This is a genomic window from Nonomuraea sp. NPDC004354, from assembly GCF_053602555.1.
On sequence record NZ_JBSGDV010000003.1, the window covers coordinates 587,263 to 600,228 of the forward strand.

Below are 12,966 nucleotides of genomic sequence, written 5' to 3' on the forward strand. Positions count from 1 at the left end.
GGGCCGATGGGCCGGGGCTCGCGAGGGCGCCGGTCCATCGGTCGTCATGGGCCCGTCAGAGACGGGACAAAAGTGGTAAATCGTACGGCTGAGCGCCAGGGTTACAGAAGTTCGTCCTCCGCGACAGGCCGTGTCAGCCCCAGTGCGGTGGTTTGTTGTCGAGGTAGAAAGCGTCCGGATCCTCGTCCGGAATTTCGCCCCACCCCAGGTCGGTGTCATCCGTGGTTTGCTCAGGCAGGAATTCGGTCACGACGTCAATGCTATCCGGAGGAAGAAACGTCACCCCGGCACAGGTAAGCCACAAGGGACAGTAAAGGCTCCCCGGGGTACAGTTGGTCCCGCGCGTGAGAAGGTGTCCGGCTACCCCCCGTGAGGCTGCCCATGGCCACCCCGACAGGTTGGCGTCGAGAAGGCAATTTGCCGGCGGAGCTCACGAGCTTCGTCGGGCGGACGAGGCTGCTTGCCAACCTCAAACGCCACTTGTCCGAGTCCAATCTCGTGACCGTCACCGGCATCGGCGGCGTGGGCAAGTCGCGGACGGTGCTGCGGCTGGCCCATCAGGTCCGCTCGCAGTTCGCCGACGGCGTGTGGTTCGCCGACCTGGCGCGGCTGCAGGACGCGGGCATGGTGAAGAACACGATCGCCTCGGCCTTCGGCGTGGCCGACCAGTCGGCGCGCGGCGAGTCGGAGTCGCTGTCGGAGTGGGTCGGCGACCGCAACATGCTGCTCATCCTCGACACGTGCGAGCACCTGATCGAGGGCTGCGCCGAGCTGATCGACGAGCTGCTGCAGGCCAACCCGCGGCTGAAGATCCTGGCCACCAGCCGCCAGTCGCTGCACCTGGCGTACGAGCACGTGGTGCCGGTGCCGCCGCTGGCGGTGCCGGGCGACAACACCGACGAGAACCCGTTCACCAACGAGTCGGTGCAGCTGTTCGCGGCCAGGGCCGGCGCGGTCGTGCCCGACTTCGTGCTGGACGAGCAGAACATCGACTCGGTGGCCGAGCTGTGCCGCCGCCTCGACGGCATCCCGCTGGCGATCGAGCTGGCCGCGGTGCGGCTGCGGGCGCTGTCGGTCGACCAGATCCTGGGCCTGCTGACCGACCGCTTCAGCCTGCTGGCCGGGGCCAGCCGTACGGCGCTGCCCCGCCACCAGACGCTGCGCGCGGCCATCGGCTGGAGCCACGAGCTGTGCGAGCCCGCCGAGCGGCTGCTGTGGGCGCGCCTTTCGGTGTTCGCGGGCGACTTCGAGCTCGACGCGGCCAGGTTCGTCTGCTCCGACGACCGGCTGCCCGCCGAGGACATCACCGACCTGGTGACCGGCCTGGTGGAGAAGTCGATCCTGCTGATCAAGAGCGACCACGCGGGCGTGCGCTACAAGCTCATCGACACGCTGGCCGAGTACGGCGAGGAGTGGCTGGAGAAGCTCGGCGAGTCCGAGAGCCTGCGCCACCAGCACCTGGCCTACTACCTGAGCCTGGCCCGCAGGAGCGAGGACGCCTGGTCGGGGCCGCGGCAGATCTACTGGTTCGTACGCATGCGCCAGGAACACGACAACGTCAGGCTCGCGCTCGAGCACGCCCTGCGCACGCCGGGCGACAGCCTCCTGGCGCTGGAGCTGCTGTCGTCGCTGTGGTTCATGTGGATCTGCTGCGGGTTCGTCCGCGAGGGGCGCATCTACCTGGAGCGGGCGCTGCGCGCCAACCCCGATCCCAGCAAGGAACGCTGCAAGGCGCTGTGGGTGCTGTCCTACGTGCGCAGCGCCCAGGGCGACAGCGTGGGCGCGCTGGAGGCGGCCGAGCAGTGCAGCAGCGAGGCGGTGCTGGTCGGCGACTCCCGCGCGGTCATCCTGGCATCCAAGATGCAGGGCACGGCGGCACTGCTCCAGGGCGACCTGCAGAAGGCCAGCGCCCTGCTGGGCATGGCGATCGAGTTCAACACCGGCAACAAGGAGCTCAACCCGGGCCTGCTGCCGGCCATCGTCGAGCTGTCGATCGTGCTGACGACGCAGGGCGAGGTGTACGAGGCCGAATCGCTCCTGGTCGACGTGCTGCAGGTGTGCAAGGAGCGGGGCGAGCTGTGGGTCAGCTCCTACGCCAGCTGGGCGCTGTCCCTGCCGCTGCTGGCGATGGGCCGGCCGGAGGCGGCCCTGACCACGGCCCAGGAGGGCCTGCGCATCAAGCGCTACTTCCACGACACGCTGGGCACTCTGGTCGCGTTGGAGACGACGGCGCGGACCTTCGCCATGCTCGAGCAGGCCGAGTTGGCCGCTCACCTGCTGGGCGCGCTGAAGGCCAACTGGACGACGTCGGGGCTGCCGATGATGGGCGCGCCGTTCCTGACCAACGAGCACGAGAAGTGCGTGAAGGAGTGCCAGAAGCTGCTGGGCGAGGCGGCCTACAACTCGGCGTTCGAAAGCGGGGCGCGCCTCGATCTGGACGAGGCGTCCACGTTGGCGCTGGGCGAGGTGGACGCCCCGCCATCCTGATCAGCCGGCCTTGCTCCAGGTGGTGCCGGTCGGCCATGCGTGGATGTAACGGGCACTGCCGAGGGAGAACTCGATGTGCCCGCGGACCCAGTGCTCCAGTCCACGCACGTATCTGCGTACCGGCAGCGATGCCCATCGCTCGAGATGGGCGCGGCGTTCGATGAACGCGGCGACGGCGTCGTTGTGCATGTTCGACACCTCGTCGAGAGCCTTCTGCAGGCTGAGAGACCTGTGTGTGGCCAGCACCGTGACCAGGTTGTGCCGGGCCTTGTCGTTGTCGCGCTCCTTGGCGTACGACAGCAGGTCGTTGTCCCAGCCGATGAGGTCGCAGGCAAGGTCGGACAGCATGCGGACGTCCGGATGGTGCCATTCCTCCGCTTCGAGGCGATAGCCGCCGCCTACGTCGATGAGAGCCAGGCAGGTGTAGGTCGCCCCCGTGATGCGGCGCATGAGCACGTAGTCCTCAACGCTGGGGATGAGGTCCACCTCCCGGTTGGCCGCCTCCCAGATCTGCGCGAACAGGTACTCCTTGACCGTCGTACGCCAGCGTTCGACCTGGGCGGGCGTCGCCGTTTCCGTGATGCGCAGTTGCAGTTCGCGCAGAGTCAGGCCGAAGGGATCGTCCGATGCGGGTTGCCGACGGCCGTCGAGGATCTCGAGGAGCGGCGGCAGGGCGTGAGCCAGTGCCGAGGCCCGGTGCCCGATGAGGGCTCCCTCGCAGAAAGCGTCGTCGAAGGCGAACAACCAGTTGTACCAGTCGTTGAGCAGTCTCAAACTTTCGCGAGGTACTAACGGGTTGGTGCGAGCCGCCAGCACTCCGATCTTGGAGCGTCTGAAGTGTTCGACGGCCTTGTCGTCGCCGAGCATGCCAGAGGTCGCCAGCCATCGGTGACTCTCGGCGTCCACCTCTTCCGAATGGATGTTGATCTCGTTGGGGAAAGGACACGGAAGTGCGGGGATGCGGAGTGGTCGCCTACTGAAGGCCTGCGCAGAGGGGATCGTAGTTGCCACCCCCCTAGCATGACGATGGACCGTTCAAAAAGCCACACTGACGATATATGGCGATATTCCACCCTATTCTTCAGGGCACTGACGGCGAAATTGTTGGCTGGAAAATATCTGCCCTGTGTCAACTGCTGACGGGATGCCCGCCCGCGGGTCGGCTCCGCCCATCCGGCGAAGTCCTGACCACGCCTGATTCTTTCCTGAAGACCGCGCGGGCCGTAGGGGTCACGCCTCTGTCGTTGGCCCGGTCGGAGGCGGCGCCCATCTCCGTGCGCGCCTTCATCGTGTCGGCGTGACCGTGATATGCCGTCGGCATCAGCAAGATGTCACCCTTCTGATTGGCGAGGGCCACCGGGACACCTGCTCGACGCAGGCGGCAGCGTGACCGTGTCGCCCACCCTGGCCAGGTCGAACATCCTGGTGAACGAACCCCTTGAGCGCGCTCACGGGAGCATTGTGCCGGTGCGGGAGCGTACGCCCTTCAGGCGATGGATGGTGTGACCCGGGGGTTCCGTGCTGATTTCTCATCGATATGGTGCCGTGCACGGAATCGTTCCGGCTCGCCGCAGGTTGCTGGAGAGAGTACCGAGGGAAAGGCTGATCAACCGTGTTCGACCCGACGGATCTCTACCGGCTGGCGGAGGGGACCCCCGAGCTCACCGATCCCGTGCTGGTGTACCACTTCGACGGGTTCGTCGACGCGGGCAGCACCGGACGGCTCGCGCTGGGCCACCTGCTGGCCGAGCTTGAGCACAGCGTCGTGGCGACCTTCGACGTCGACCGCCTGATCGACTACCGGTCGCGGCGGCCGACGATGACGTTCGACACCGACAGGTGGGTCGACTACGAGGCCCCCGAGCTGGCCCTCTACCACGCGCGTGACCTGACGGGCACGCCGTTCCTGCTGTTGACCGGGCCCGAGCCCGACCGGGAGTGGGAGCTGTTCGTCGCCGCGGTGGGCCGGCTGGTCGAACGGCTCGGCGTGAGCAGGCTGGTGACCGTGCACGGCATCCCGATGGCCGTCCCCCACACCAGGCCGCTGGGCGTCACGGCCCACGCGAGCCGGCCCGAGCTGATCAACTCGCAGGTGAGCGCGTTCGGCCGGGTGCAGGTGCCGGGAAGCGTCGCCGCGCTGCTGGAGTTCCGCCTGGGCGGGCAGGGGCGCGACGCGCTCGGCTACGCCGTCCATGTGCCGCACTACCTGTCGCAGGCGGAGTATCCGCAGGCCGCGGTCACGGCGCTGGAGGCGATCACGAAGGGGACCGGACTGGTGTTCCCGATGGACAGCCTGCATGACGCGGCGGACCGGACGACGTCCGAGATCGAGGAGCAGATCCGCGCCTCGAGCGAGCTGTCGTCGGCCATCCAGGGTCTTGAGCAGCAGTACGACGCCTTCGCCGGTGGCCAGGAGCGGCAGAACCTGATGGCCGAGGCCACCCCGATGCCGACGGGTGACGAGCTGGCGGCCCAGTTCGAGGCCTTCCTGGCCGAGCGCGACGACCGCGACAGCTAGCCGGTGGCGCCCGGCCGGCTGTCGCCGGGCCAGAGGTGCCGGGCGCCCTCGTGGTCGACGTGGCCGGCGGGTTCGAGCTGGAGCGTGGAGTGCTCCACGTCGAAGTGGCCCGCCAGGCACTCGTGCAGCCGGTCGAGCAGCGGGCCGCACTGGCTGAAGGTCTCGACGTCCACGACCACGTGGGCGGACATGACGGGCACGCCCGAGGTGATCGTCCACGCGTGCAGGTCGTGGACGTCGGTGACGCCGGGCGTCTCCAGCAGGTGCTCGCGCACCTCGGCCAGGTCGACGCCCTTGGGGGTGGCCTCGAGGAGGATGTCGACCGCCTCCTTGAGCAGCTTCCACGTGCGGGGCAGGATGAGCAGCGCGATGATCATCGAGATGATCGCGTCGGCGGGGTACCAGCCGGTGAGCTGGATGACGATGGCGCCGGCGATGACGGCCACCGAGCCGAGCAGGTCGCCGAGGACCTCCAGGTAGGCGCCCCTGAGGTTGAGGCTGTCCTGCTGGCCCTCGCGCAGCAGCCACAGCGCGATCCCGTTGGCGATCAGGCCGGCCACGGCGGCGACCAGCATGACGGTGGTGCCGACCGGCTCGGGGTTGGCGAACCTGCGCACGGCCTCGATGAGGATGTAGCCGCTCAGGCCGAGCAGCACCACGGCGTTGACGGCGGCGGCCAGGATCTCGGCCCGCTGGTAGCCGAAGGTCCGGCGGGAGCTGGCGGGCTTGCCGGCGATCCAGATCGCGAACAGCGCGAGCGCGACACCCGCGGCGTCGGTCGCCATGTGGCCGGCGTCGGCGAGCAGGGCGAGGCTTCCCGACAGCAGCGCCCCGACGACCTGCACGACCAGGACACTCAGCGTGAGCGGCAGCACGATCATCAACCGTTTGCGGTGAACCGCGCCGGCCGTCGCGTGGCCGTGTCCGTGCCCGTGTCCCATGTGCCGCCTCCTCGCTCTATACAGTCAACCATGTATATACAGCAGCAACTGTATATACAGCAAATCGTGTACCCTGATTATCGTGTTCACTGTGGAGACCCGGCTCGACGCGATGGCCAGAATCGGCAGAGCCCTCGCCGACCCGAACCGCTGCCGCCTGCTCATCGCCCTGCTCCAGGGGCCCTCCTACCCCGCCCGGCTGGCCGACGAACTGGGGCTCACCAGGCAGAACGTCTCCAACCACCTGGCCTGCCTGCGCGGCTGCGGCCTGGTCGTCGCGGTGCCCGAAGGACGGCAGACGCGCTACGAGATCGCCGACGGGCGCCTGGCGCACGCGATCGAGGACCTCATCCACGTCGCCCTCGCCGTCGACCCCGACCACATCTGACCGGCCGCCGCGGTGAGCGGGCCGTGCGCGCGGTTCGCGTCGCCGTTCACCTGGCCATGATCGGGTGACGGTTATCGTGGGGTGATGAGCGAGATCCGAGTGGGCCTGGTCGGGTACGGCACGGCGGGGGCCGTCTTCCACGCCCCGCTCATCCACGCGACGCCCGGCCTGAGACTGGCCGCCGTGGTGACCCGCGATCCCGGCAGGGCCGCCGAGGTCTCCACCAGGTACGGCGCGACGGCGGTGAAGGACGCCGACGACCTGTGGCCGCGCTGCGACCTGGCGGTGATCGCCTCGCCCAACAGGACCCACGTCCCCCTCGCCACCGCCGCGCTGGAGGCGGGGCGTCCCGTCGTCGTCGACAAGCCCCTCGCGAGAACCGCCCAGGAGGCCCGCGACCTGGTCGAACTGGCCGCCAAGAAGCGCCTGATGCTGACCGTGTTCCAGAACCGCCGGTGGGACGGCGACTTCCTGACCCTGCGCCGCCTGGTGGCCGAGGGCGCGCTCGGGGACGTCCACCGGTTCGAGTCGCGCTTCGAGCGCTGGCGGCCGGTGCCCAAGGGCGGCTGGCGGGAGAGCGGCGGCGCCGACGAGGTCGGCGGGCTCCTCTACGACCTGGGCAGCCACCTGGTCGACCAGGCGCTGCAACTGCTCGGGCCGGTGCGCGAGGTCTACGCCGAGAGCGACATCCGCAGGGCCGGCGTGGGCGCGGACGACGACTCCTTCCTGGCGCTCACCCACGACAGCGGGGCCCGCTCCCACCTGTGGGTGAGCGCGGTGGCCGCCCTGCTCGGGCCGCGGTTCAGGGTGCTCGGCTCGTCGGCGGCGTACGAGAAGCACGGCCTCGACGTGCAGGAGGAGCGGCTGCGGGCGGGGATGACGCCGGACGCCCCCGGGTTCGGAGCGGATCCGGAGGAGCAGTGGGGCACGCTCGGCACGATCGGGTCGGCCGCACGCGTGCACACCGAGCCTGGCTCCTACCTGGACTTCTACCTGGGGGTCGCGGCCTGCCTCCGGACCGGGTCGGCGCCCCCTGTCGACCCTCGGGACGTGGTCGACGCCCTCGCCGTCATCGAGGCCGCTCGCCGTTCCGCCGACGAACGCACGGTGGTGCGCATCCCCTGACCCTTCGGAGCCGGACGGACCTCGGACGGGCGCCGGCCGACGCCCTTCAAGGGAGCGGCGCATTGGCGGCCACCCTCTTCGAGGGAGCGGCGCGGCGGCGGCCGGCGGGCGTTCCCCGGAGGGACGGGCCACCCCCTGGCCGCCGACGCACCCGGGCGTTCAGCCGGTGGACGTTGCCCGGCGGGACGGGCCACCCCCTGGCCGCCGACGTGCGGGACGCGCACGCGCCCCGGACGGCCCGCAGGACCGGGACGTCCAGGCGCCTCCGCCGATGCGCACGCGCGGCGGCGGCCGTACGGACGGATGGGTCGGGAGGATCAGTCGCGGAGGCGGGAGCGGAGGGCGCGGGTGTCGGTCTCGGTCCAGCCGTGCGCGTGCAGCCACGGCAGCGGCCCGCCGAACCGGTCGTCGAGCACGCCGAGGAACTGCAGCATGTACTTCGCCCGCGGCCGGTGGTCGTCGGCGGGGCGGGAGTCGAGGTCGTCGCGGTAGGTGTCGCTGGCGCGCAGCCGGGCCAGCACCTGCTCAAGGCGTTCGCCGGTCGCCTCGTAGTCGGCGACGATGGCCTCGCGGGTGGCCCCGGCGACCTCGAGCGCGAGCGCGCACAGCACGCCGGTGCGGTCCTTGCCCGCCGCGCAGTGCACGATGGCCGCGCCGTCGTGCTTCGCCATGACGCGCAGGGCGGAGACGACCGAGTCGGGGCGGTCGCGCAGGTAGCCGTAGTAGAACCCGGTCACGCGCAGGTCGTCGTCGGCGCCCCGTTCCTGCCACGGCAGGGCCCGGTCGGCGTCGACGTCGGTGTGGCGGCCGCCCTCGGCGAAGAGGGTCAGGTGGTGGATGGTGACCTCGGGGACCGTGGTGAGGGGTCCTGGACCTTCGAGGGTGACCTCCGGGCCGGAGCGGAGGTCGACGACGTGCCTGACCTTGTGCGAGCCCACGAGCAGCTCGATGTCGGCGTCGGTCAGTCCCTGCAGGTTGTCGGATCTGAGAATGCGGCCGGAGCGCGTGGTCGCGCCGTCGGTGGTGGGGAGTCCGCCCAGGTCACGAACGTTGGCGGCGCCTTCGAGCTCTATCCATCGCGTGAAGTCGTTCATCGAGATGGAGCCTATATGTCGGGATAAGGCTGTGCGGATTCGCGATTTGTAACGCAGCATGAAGAGATGGATCCGCGTGCATTTCCCCCGCGTCCGGTGCTCGATCCTTCTCTACCCGAGGAGGTCGCGGCACAGCTCAGAGCGGGCCCCCACGCGATGCACATGGCGAGAGCGGGCAAGCAGCACGAGCCCGCGCGCAACACGGCCCTGCTGTTCGTCCTGCCCGGCTTCCTGCTGCTGATCTGGATGCTGACCAGCACGGCCGGGATGATCGTCGCCCTGGTGGGCGTGTCGCTGGTGGCGCTGATGCGCTGGATGGCGACGGACGAGGGCAACAGGGTGGCGCGCCGCCGGCTCAAGCTGGCCTACGAGCACGCCGACCGCTACGTCCTGGCCGAGGATCTGGACTATCCCTGCCAGGTGCTGCTGCGCAGGGCGCAGGACGCGGCCGACACCATTCTCGCCTCCGAGGTGCACAAGGCGGGGTTGATCGACTCCATCGACAACAGGGTGACGCTGCCCGACGAGGTATGGCAGATCGCCAGGCGGCTGGCCAAGCTCTCGCGCATGCACGACGAGCATCGCAGGATCGTTCCGACCGACCTGCCGAGGAACCTCAGGGCGGCGTTCGCGCCGTACGCCACGGCGCTGGACCAGGCCTGGACCTCGCTGTCGCAGCGGGTGCGCAACCTGGAGGAGTACGCCGTGCAGGTACTGCGGGCCGACGACGTCTACCGCGCCCACCGGCGGCTGGAGATGCTGGCCGCCCGCACCTCCGACTACCAGCACCTGCTGGCCGAGACGGTGCGCGACGACCTGGCGCTGCCGCACATCCAGCAGCTGGCCGACCAGGCCCGACACGTGCGGGAGCTGTTCGAGCAGTCGATCCAGGACGCCCGCAGGGCGGCGGGCCACCTGATCAGAACTCCGCTCTCCTGAGCAGTTCGAGGGTCCTGCGCATCCCCGCCTCGTTGCCGAGGCTGCGGTAGATCTCGCGGGCCTGCTCCAGCGGCGGTACGGCGGCGCGCCGGTCCCGCGCGTCGAGGTGCGTCTCCCCGAGATAGCGCAGGCTGCGCGCCATCCACCACTGGTCGCCGAGCTCCTCGAAGGCGGCGACGGCGCGCTTGAGCTCCTTCTCCGCCTCGGCCATCCGGCCCAGCCTGGCCAGCGACCTGCCTGACGACAGGTGGGTGCGGGCCACACCCCAGGAGTCGCCGAGCGCGATGAGGATCTCCTCGGCCCGCCGTACCGAGTCGAGCTCGCGCAGGCCGTTGACGGGGTCGCCGACCTCGCCCATGGCGCGCATGCAGCGCGCCTCCTCCCACAGCTCGCCCCTGCTGCTGAACATCTCGGCCGCCCGGTCAAGGCTGAAGCCTGCCTTGGTGAACAGGTCGGCGGCGGCCTTGGCCTCCCCCTCCCGGTGGAGCCCGCGCGCCTGGGCGGCCAGCACCTCGCCGTAGGCGCGCAGCGTCTGCGCCTCGGAGTAGCGGTTGCCGTCCCGTTTGAAGACCGCGAGGGCGTCCTCCAGCAGGTCACGTGCCTCTTCGGAGCGCCGTTCGGCCAGGCGGAGCTCGGCGAGGTTGCGCTGGGTGCGCGCCATCCACCAGTAGTCCTCTTCGGCGTCGAAGGCGGCGATCGCGTCGACGAGGTAGCCCTGGGCGCGGTCGAGGTTGCCGCCGGTGAACAGCCGCATGCCGATCGTGCGCATGGCCCTGGCCGCCCACCACGACTCGCCGAGCTCGGTGAAGATCCGCAGTGCCTCCTCGGCCGCCTCGCCGCCGCCGAGGACGGCGGCGCGGTCGAGCAGGGCGATGCCGAGCGCTCGCCGGTCGCCCATCCGGCGGGCGGCCTCCACGGTGATCTCGGCGATCTCGCCCCAGTCGCTCCAGTAGGCGCGCAGGGAGTGGCAGATCGAGCAGAAGGCCCTGCCGAGGCCGAAGACCAGCTCCCACAGCTCCATCGACCTGGCCAGGTGGATCATCGCCATCAGGCTGAGGCGTTCGGCGTTGAGCCAGTCGCTGGCGTGGGCCTGCCCGCCGGCGTCGCCGACGCGTCCGGTGCGACCCCAGTCCTGGGGCCACCTGGCCTGGGCGGCGGCCTCGGCGCGACGACGGTAGCCGTACAGGACGCGTTCGATGGCCGCCTCGCGCCGGTCGTCCTCCAGCTCGGCGGCGAACAGCCGGACCAGGTCGTGCAGGCGGTAGCGCATGGCGCCGGTCTGGTCGGTGCCCGAGCTCTCGGCCAGCTGCACGTCGACCAGCGCCTCCAGCTGGTCGGCGCCGTCGAGCTCGGAGATGTCCAGCAGCTCGCCGGCCACCCAGCCGGGCACGTCGGGCGAGGTCAGCGAGGACAGCAGGCGCAGCAGCCGGCGCTGGATGCCGGTGCAGTCGTCGTAGCTGAGCTGCACCGAGGCGCGGACGCTCTTGTCGATCGTGGGGGCCAGCTCCAGCTGGTCCAGGATGCGGCGCTCGAGCCGGTTGGCCAGCTCGCGCAGCGACCAGCCGGACCTGGTGGCCAGGCGCGCGCCGCAGATGTTGATCGCCAGGGGCAGGTAGTCGCAGATCCTGACGATCTCCTTGGCGGCGGCCAGGTCGTCGACGATCCGCTCGCCGCCGGCCAGCCTGGCCAGCAGTTCCACGCCCTGCGCCTCGCTGAAGACGCTCAGCTGGGTGTCGTAGGCGTTCATGAGGAACAGCGGCTGGCGCGAGGTGACCACGACCGCGCAGCCGCGCTCGGCGGGGATGAGCGCCTTGACCTGCTCGGCGTCGTCGACGTTGTCGAGGCCGATGAGGATCCGGCGGCCCTTCGTCCAGGTCAGCCACAGCTTGCGCAGTTCCTCCAGCCCTCCGGGGTCGGTGGTGAGCCGCACCCCGAGCGCGCGCAGGAAACCGATCAGGACTTCGTCAGGTCTGATGCCGCGCAGGCTCGCGTAGAGGCGGCCGTCGGGGAACCAGTCGGCGATCTCCTGCCCGAACCTGGCCATGAGCGCCGACTTGCCGACGCCGCCCCTGCCGTACAGGGAGACGACCAGCGGCGGTCCGAGCTCGTCGGACCTGCGCCTGGCGGTGAAGACCGCGCGCAGTTCGGCCAGGGCCTCCGAGCGGCCGGTGAAGTGCTCGGGGGACGGCGGCCACTGGTCGGGCGGCCGCCACGCCTGGTCCTCCGGCGACGGCTGCGGCTCTTTCCTGGTGGTGGCGGTGGTGGCCCAGGTGGTCACGCCCACCAGCAGCGCCGCGAGCGCGGTCACGCCGATCTTGGCCACGGGCGGGATCTCCCACTCCAGCGACGCGGCCAGGATGCTGGCCGCTCCCGCGGCCGCACCCGCCGCGACGGGCGCCAGCCAGTGCCGCCGCCTGCGCCGGGGCCGGGCAACCTCCTCCGGCAGTCGCAACACACACCCCCTTCGGAGGTGATTCAAGCCGATCACGTACGGCCCGCGCCACCCCGGATCGCGGAACCGCCGAGCCCGTGCGTCCGTTGTCCCTTCAACCACACCGCGCCTCCACGGAAGGGGCTCCTTTGGCGCGTGCCGCAGACGTCTCCGCCTTACGAATCATCCGCGTCCTGCTTGTGATCGCTGTCCTGGTCGGCACCTCGGCCTGTTCCGACACCCAGGTGAAGGGCAGCTTCCGTCCCGCGTTCGTCCCCGTCAGCCTCGAGTGGGGGCCCGACGGGCTCAAGGTGAGCGGGCAGAGCTCGCTCGTCACCCCCGTGGGGGTCTTCTCGATCGGCGCGGAGTACGCGCTGCCGGACAGCGAGGACGACGCCCTCTACGTGATCGTCCGCAACGCCACCGAGGTCCCGCCGGGGCAGACGGAGGTCGGGTTCGACCACATCTACAAGGTCAGGACCGGCCAGGGCGAGTTCACCGCCGTCGTGAACGGCACCACGAGGATCCAGGTGGTCGACCGCACGGTGCTCATCGACGTCACCGACGGTCAGGTACGGACCATCACCTTCGCGCAGGCCGAGGTCACGGTCAAGGAACACGTCCCGGGTCCCGTGGAGCGGTGGAACACCTACTGGGCCGGCTCGTTCTACTCGCCCTTCGCGCTGTCGCGGTGGGCCTACGACGACTCGACGATGTCGCGGTGGTTCGGCCTCGGGTTCGTGCTCTTCCTGCTGAGGCTGGTCGTGGCGATCATCCTGGGCGTGGTCGACGTGGTCCTGCTGGTGTGCTGCGTCGTCGCGGCCGTCGCCTACGTGCTGTTCGGCCAGACGGGCACGAACATCGCCTATGGAGTGGAGGTGCTGCTCGGGCTGCTGTTCGCGCTCGGGCTGGCCGGCCTCTGGCTGGAGTGACCGATGGGGTACGGCCGGGCCGTACCCCATCAGCCGGTTAGCCGGGCACCTCGCGGTAACCCTGTCATACGGTTATCCGAGCCCTTCGCGGTAACCCTGTCATGCGGCTAC

Annotated in this window: 10 protein-coding genes; 6 read left to right on the forward strand and 4 right to left on the reverse strand. The window is 70.1% G+C overall.

Annotated features, from left to right (window positions below; all coding sequences use genetic code 11):
- Positions 1-480: 480 nt before the first annotated feature.
- Positions 481-2,487 (forward strand): ATP-binding protein, encoded by a 2,007-nt coding sequence (locus tag ACWENQ_RS13465; RefSeq protein ID WP_452414301.1) that lies wholly within the window; start codon positions 481-483, stop codon positions 2,485-2,487.
- Here ACWENQ_RS13465 and ACWENQ_RS13470 read toward each other — a convergent pair whose 3' ends face one another.
- Positions 2,488-3,354 (reverse strand): terpene synthase family protein, encoded by an 867-nt coding sequence (locus ACWENQ_RS13470; RefSeq protein ID WP_449924707.1) that lies wholly within the window; start codon positions 3,352-3,354, stop codon positions 2,488-2,490.
- Between the two features lie 745 nt (positions 3,355-4,099).
- On the opposite strand from ACWENQ_RS13470, the gene ACWENQ_RS13475 reads away from it, so the two are divergent.
- Positions 4,100-5,005, forward strand: a complete 906-nt coding sequence (locus tag ACWENQ_RS13475) for a proteasome assembly chaperone family protein (protein WP_449924710.1) — start codon at positions 4,100-4,102, stop codon at positions 5,003-5,005.
- Here the strand turns inward: ACWENQ_RS13475 and ACWENQ_RS13480 are convergent.
- Positions 5,002-5,946, reverse strand: a complete 945-nt coding sequence (locus ACWENQ_RS13480) for a cation diffusion facilitator family transporter (protein WP_449924713.1) — start codon at positions 5,944-5,946, stop codon at positions 5,002-5,004. The two genes, ACWENQ_RS13475 and ACWENQ_RS13480, sit on opposite strands and share 4 nt — an antisense overlap.
- A gap of 73 nt (positions 5,947-6,019) precedes the next feature.
- Between ACWENQ_RS13480 and cmtR the strand changes: the two genes are divergently transcribed.
- Positions 6,020-6,334 carry a Cd(II)/Pb(II)-sensing metalloregulatory transcriptional regulator CmtR gene (gene cmtR / locus ACWENQ_RS13485; RefSeq protein ID WP_449924939.1) on the forward strand — a complete coding sequence of 105 codons (315 nt, stop codon included), beginning with the start codon at positions 6,020-6,022 and terminating at the stop codon, positions 6,332-6,334.
- 84 nt (positions 6,335-6,418) lie between these two features.
- Positions 6,419-7,459 (forward strand): Gfo/Idh/MocA family oxidoreductase, encoded by a 1,041-nt coding sequence (locus tag ACWENQ_RS13490; protein ID WP_452414302.1) that lies wholly within the window; start codon positions 6,419-6,421, stop codon positions 7,457-7,459.
- 317 nt (positions 7,460-7,776) lie between these two features.
- Here ACWENQ_RS13490 and ACWENQ_RS13495 read toward each other — a convergent pair whose 3' ends face one another.
- The gene (locus tag ACWENQ_RS13495) at positions 7,777-8,553 is read right to left on the reverse strand and encodes a tyrosine-protein phosphatase (RefSeq protein ID WP_452414303.1); all 777 of its coding nucleotides are present in this window, start codon (positions 8,551-8,553) and stop codon (positions 7,777-7,779) included.
- Positions 8,554-8,619: 66 nt separating this feature from the next.
- Here ACWENQ_RS13495 and ACWENQ_RS13500 point away from each other — a divergent pair, with 66 nt between their 5' ends.
- Positions 8,620-9,492, forward strand: coding sequence for a hypothetical protein (locus tag ACWENQ_RS13500; RefSeq protein ID WP_354904732.1), 873 nt, complete (start codon positions 8,620-8,622; stop codon positions 9,490-9,492).
- On the opposite strand, the gene ACWENQ_RS13505 is transcribed toward ACWENQ_RS13500, so the two are convergent.
- Positions 9,473-11,947, reverse strand: coding sequence for a tetratricopeptide repeat protein (locus ACWENQ_RS13505; protein WP_452414304.1), 2,475 nt, complete (start codon positions 11,945-11,947; stop codon positions 9,473-9,475). The genes ACWENQ_RS13500 and ACWENQ_RS13505 overlap by 20 nt on opposite strands.
- 125 nt (positions 11,948-12,072) lie before the next feature.
- On the opposite strand from ACWENQ_RS13505, the gene ACWENQ_RS13510 reads away from it, so the two are divergent.
- Positions 12,073-12,855 carry a hypothetical protein gene (locus tag ACWENQ_RS13510; RefSeq protein ID WP_452414306.1) on the forward strand — a complete coding sequence of 261 codons (783 nt, stop codon included), beginning with the start codon at positions 12,073-12,075 and terminating at the stop codon, positions 12,853-12,855.
- The last annotated feature ends 111 nt before the right edge of the window (positions 12,856-12,966 follow it).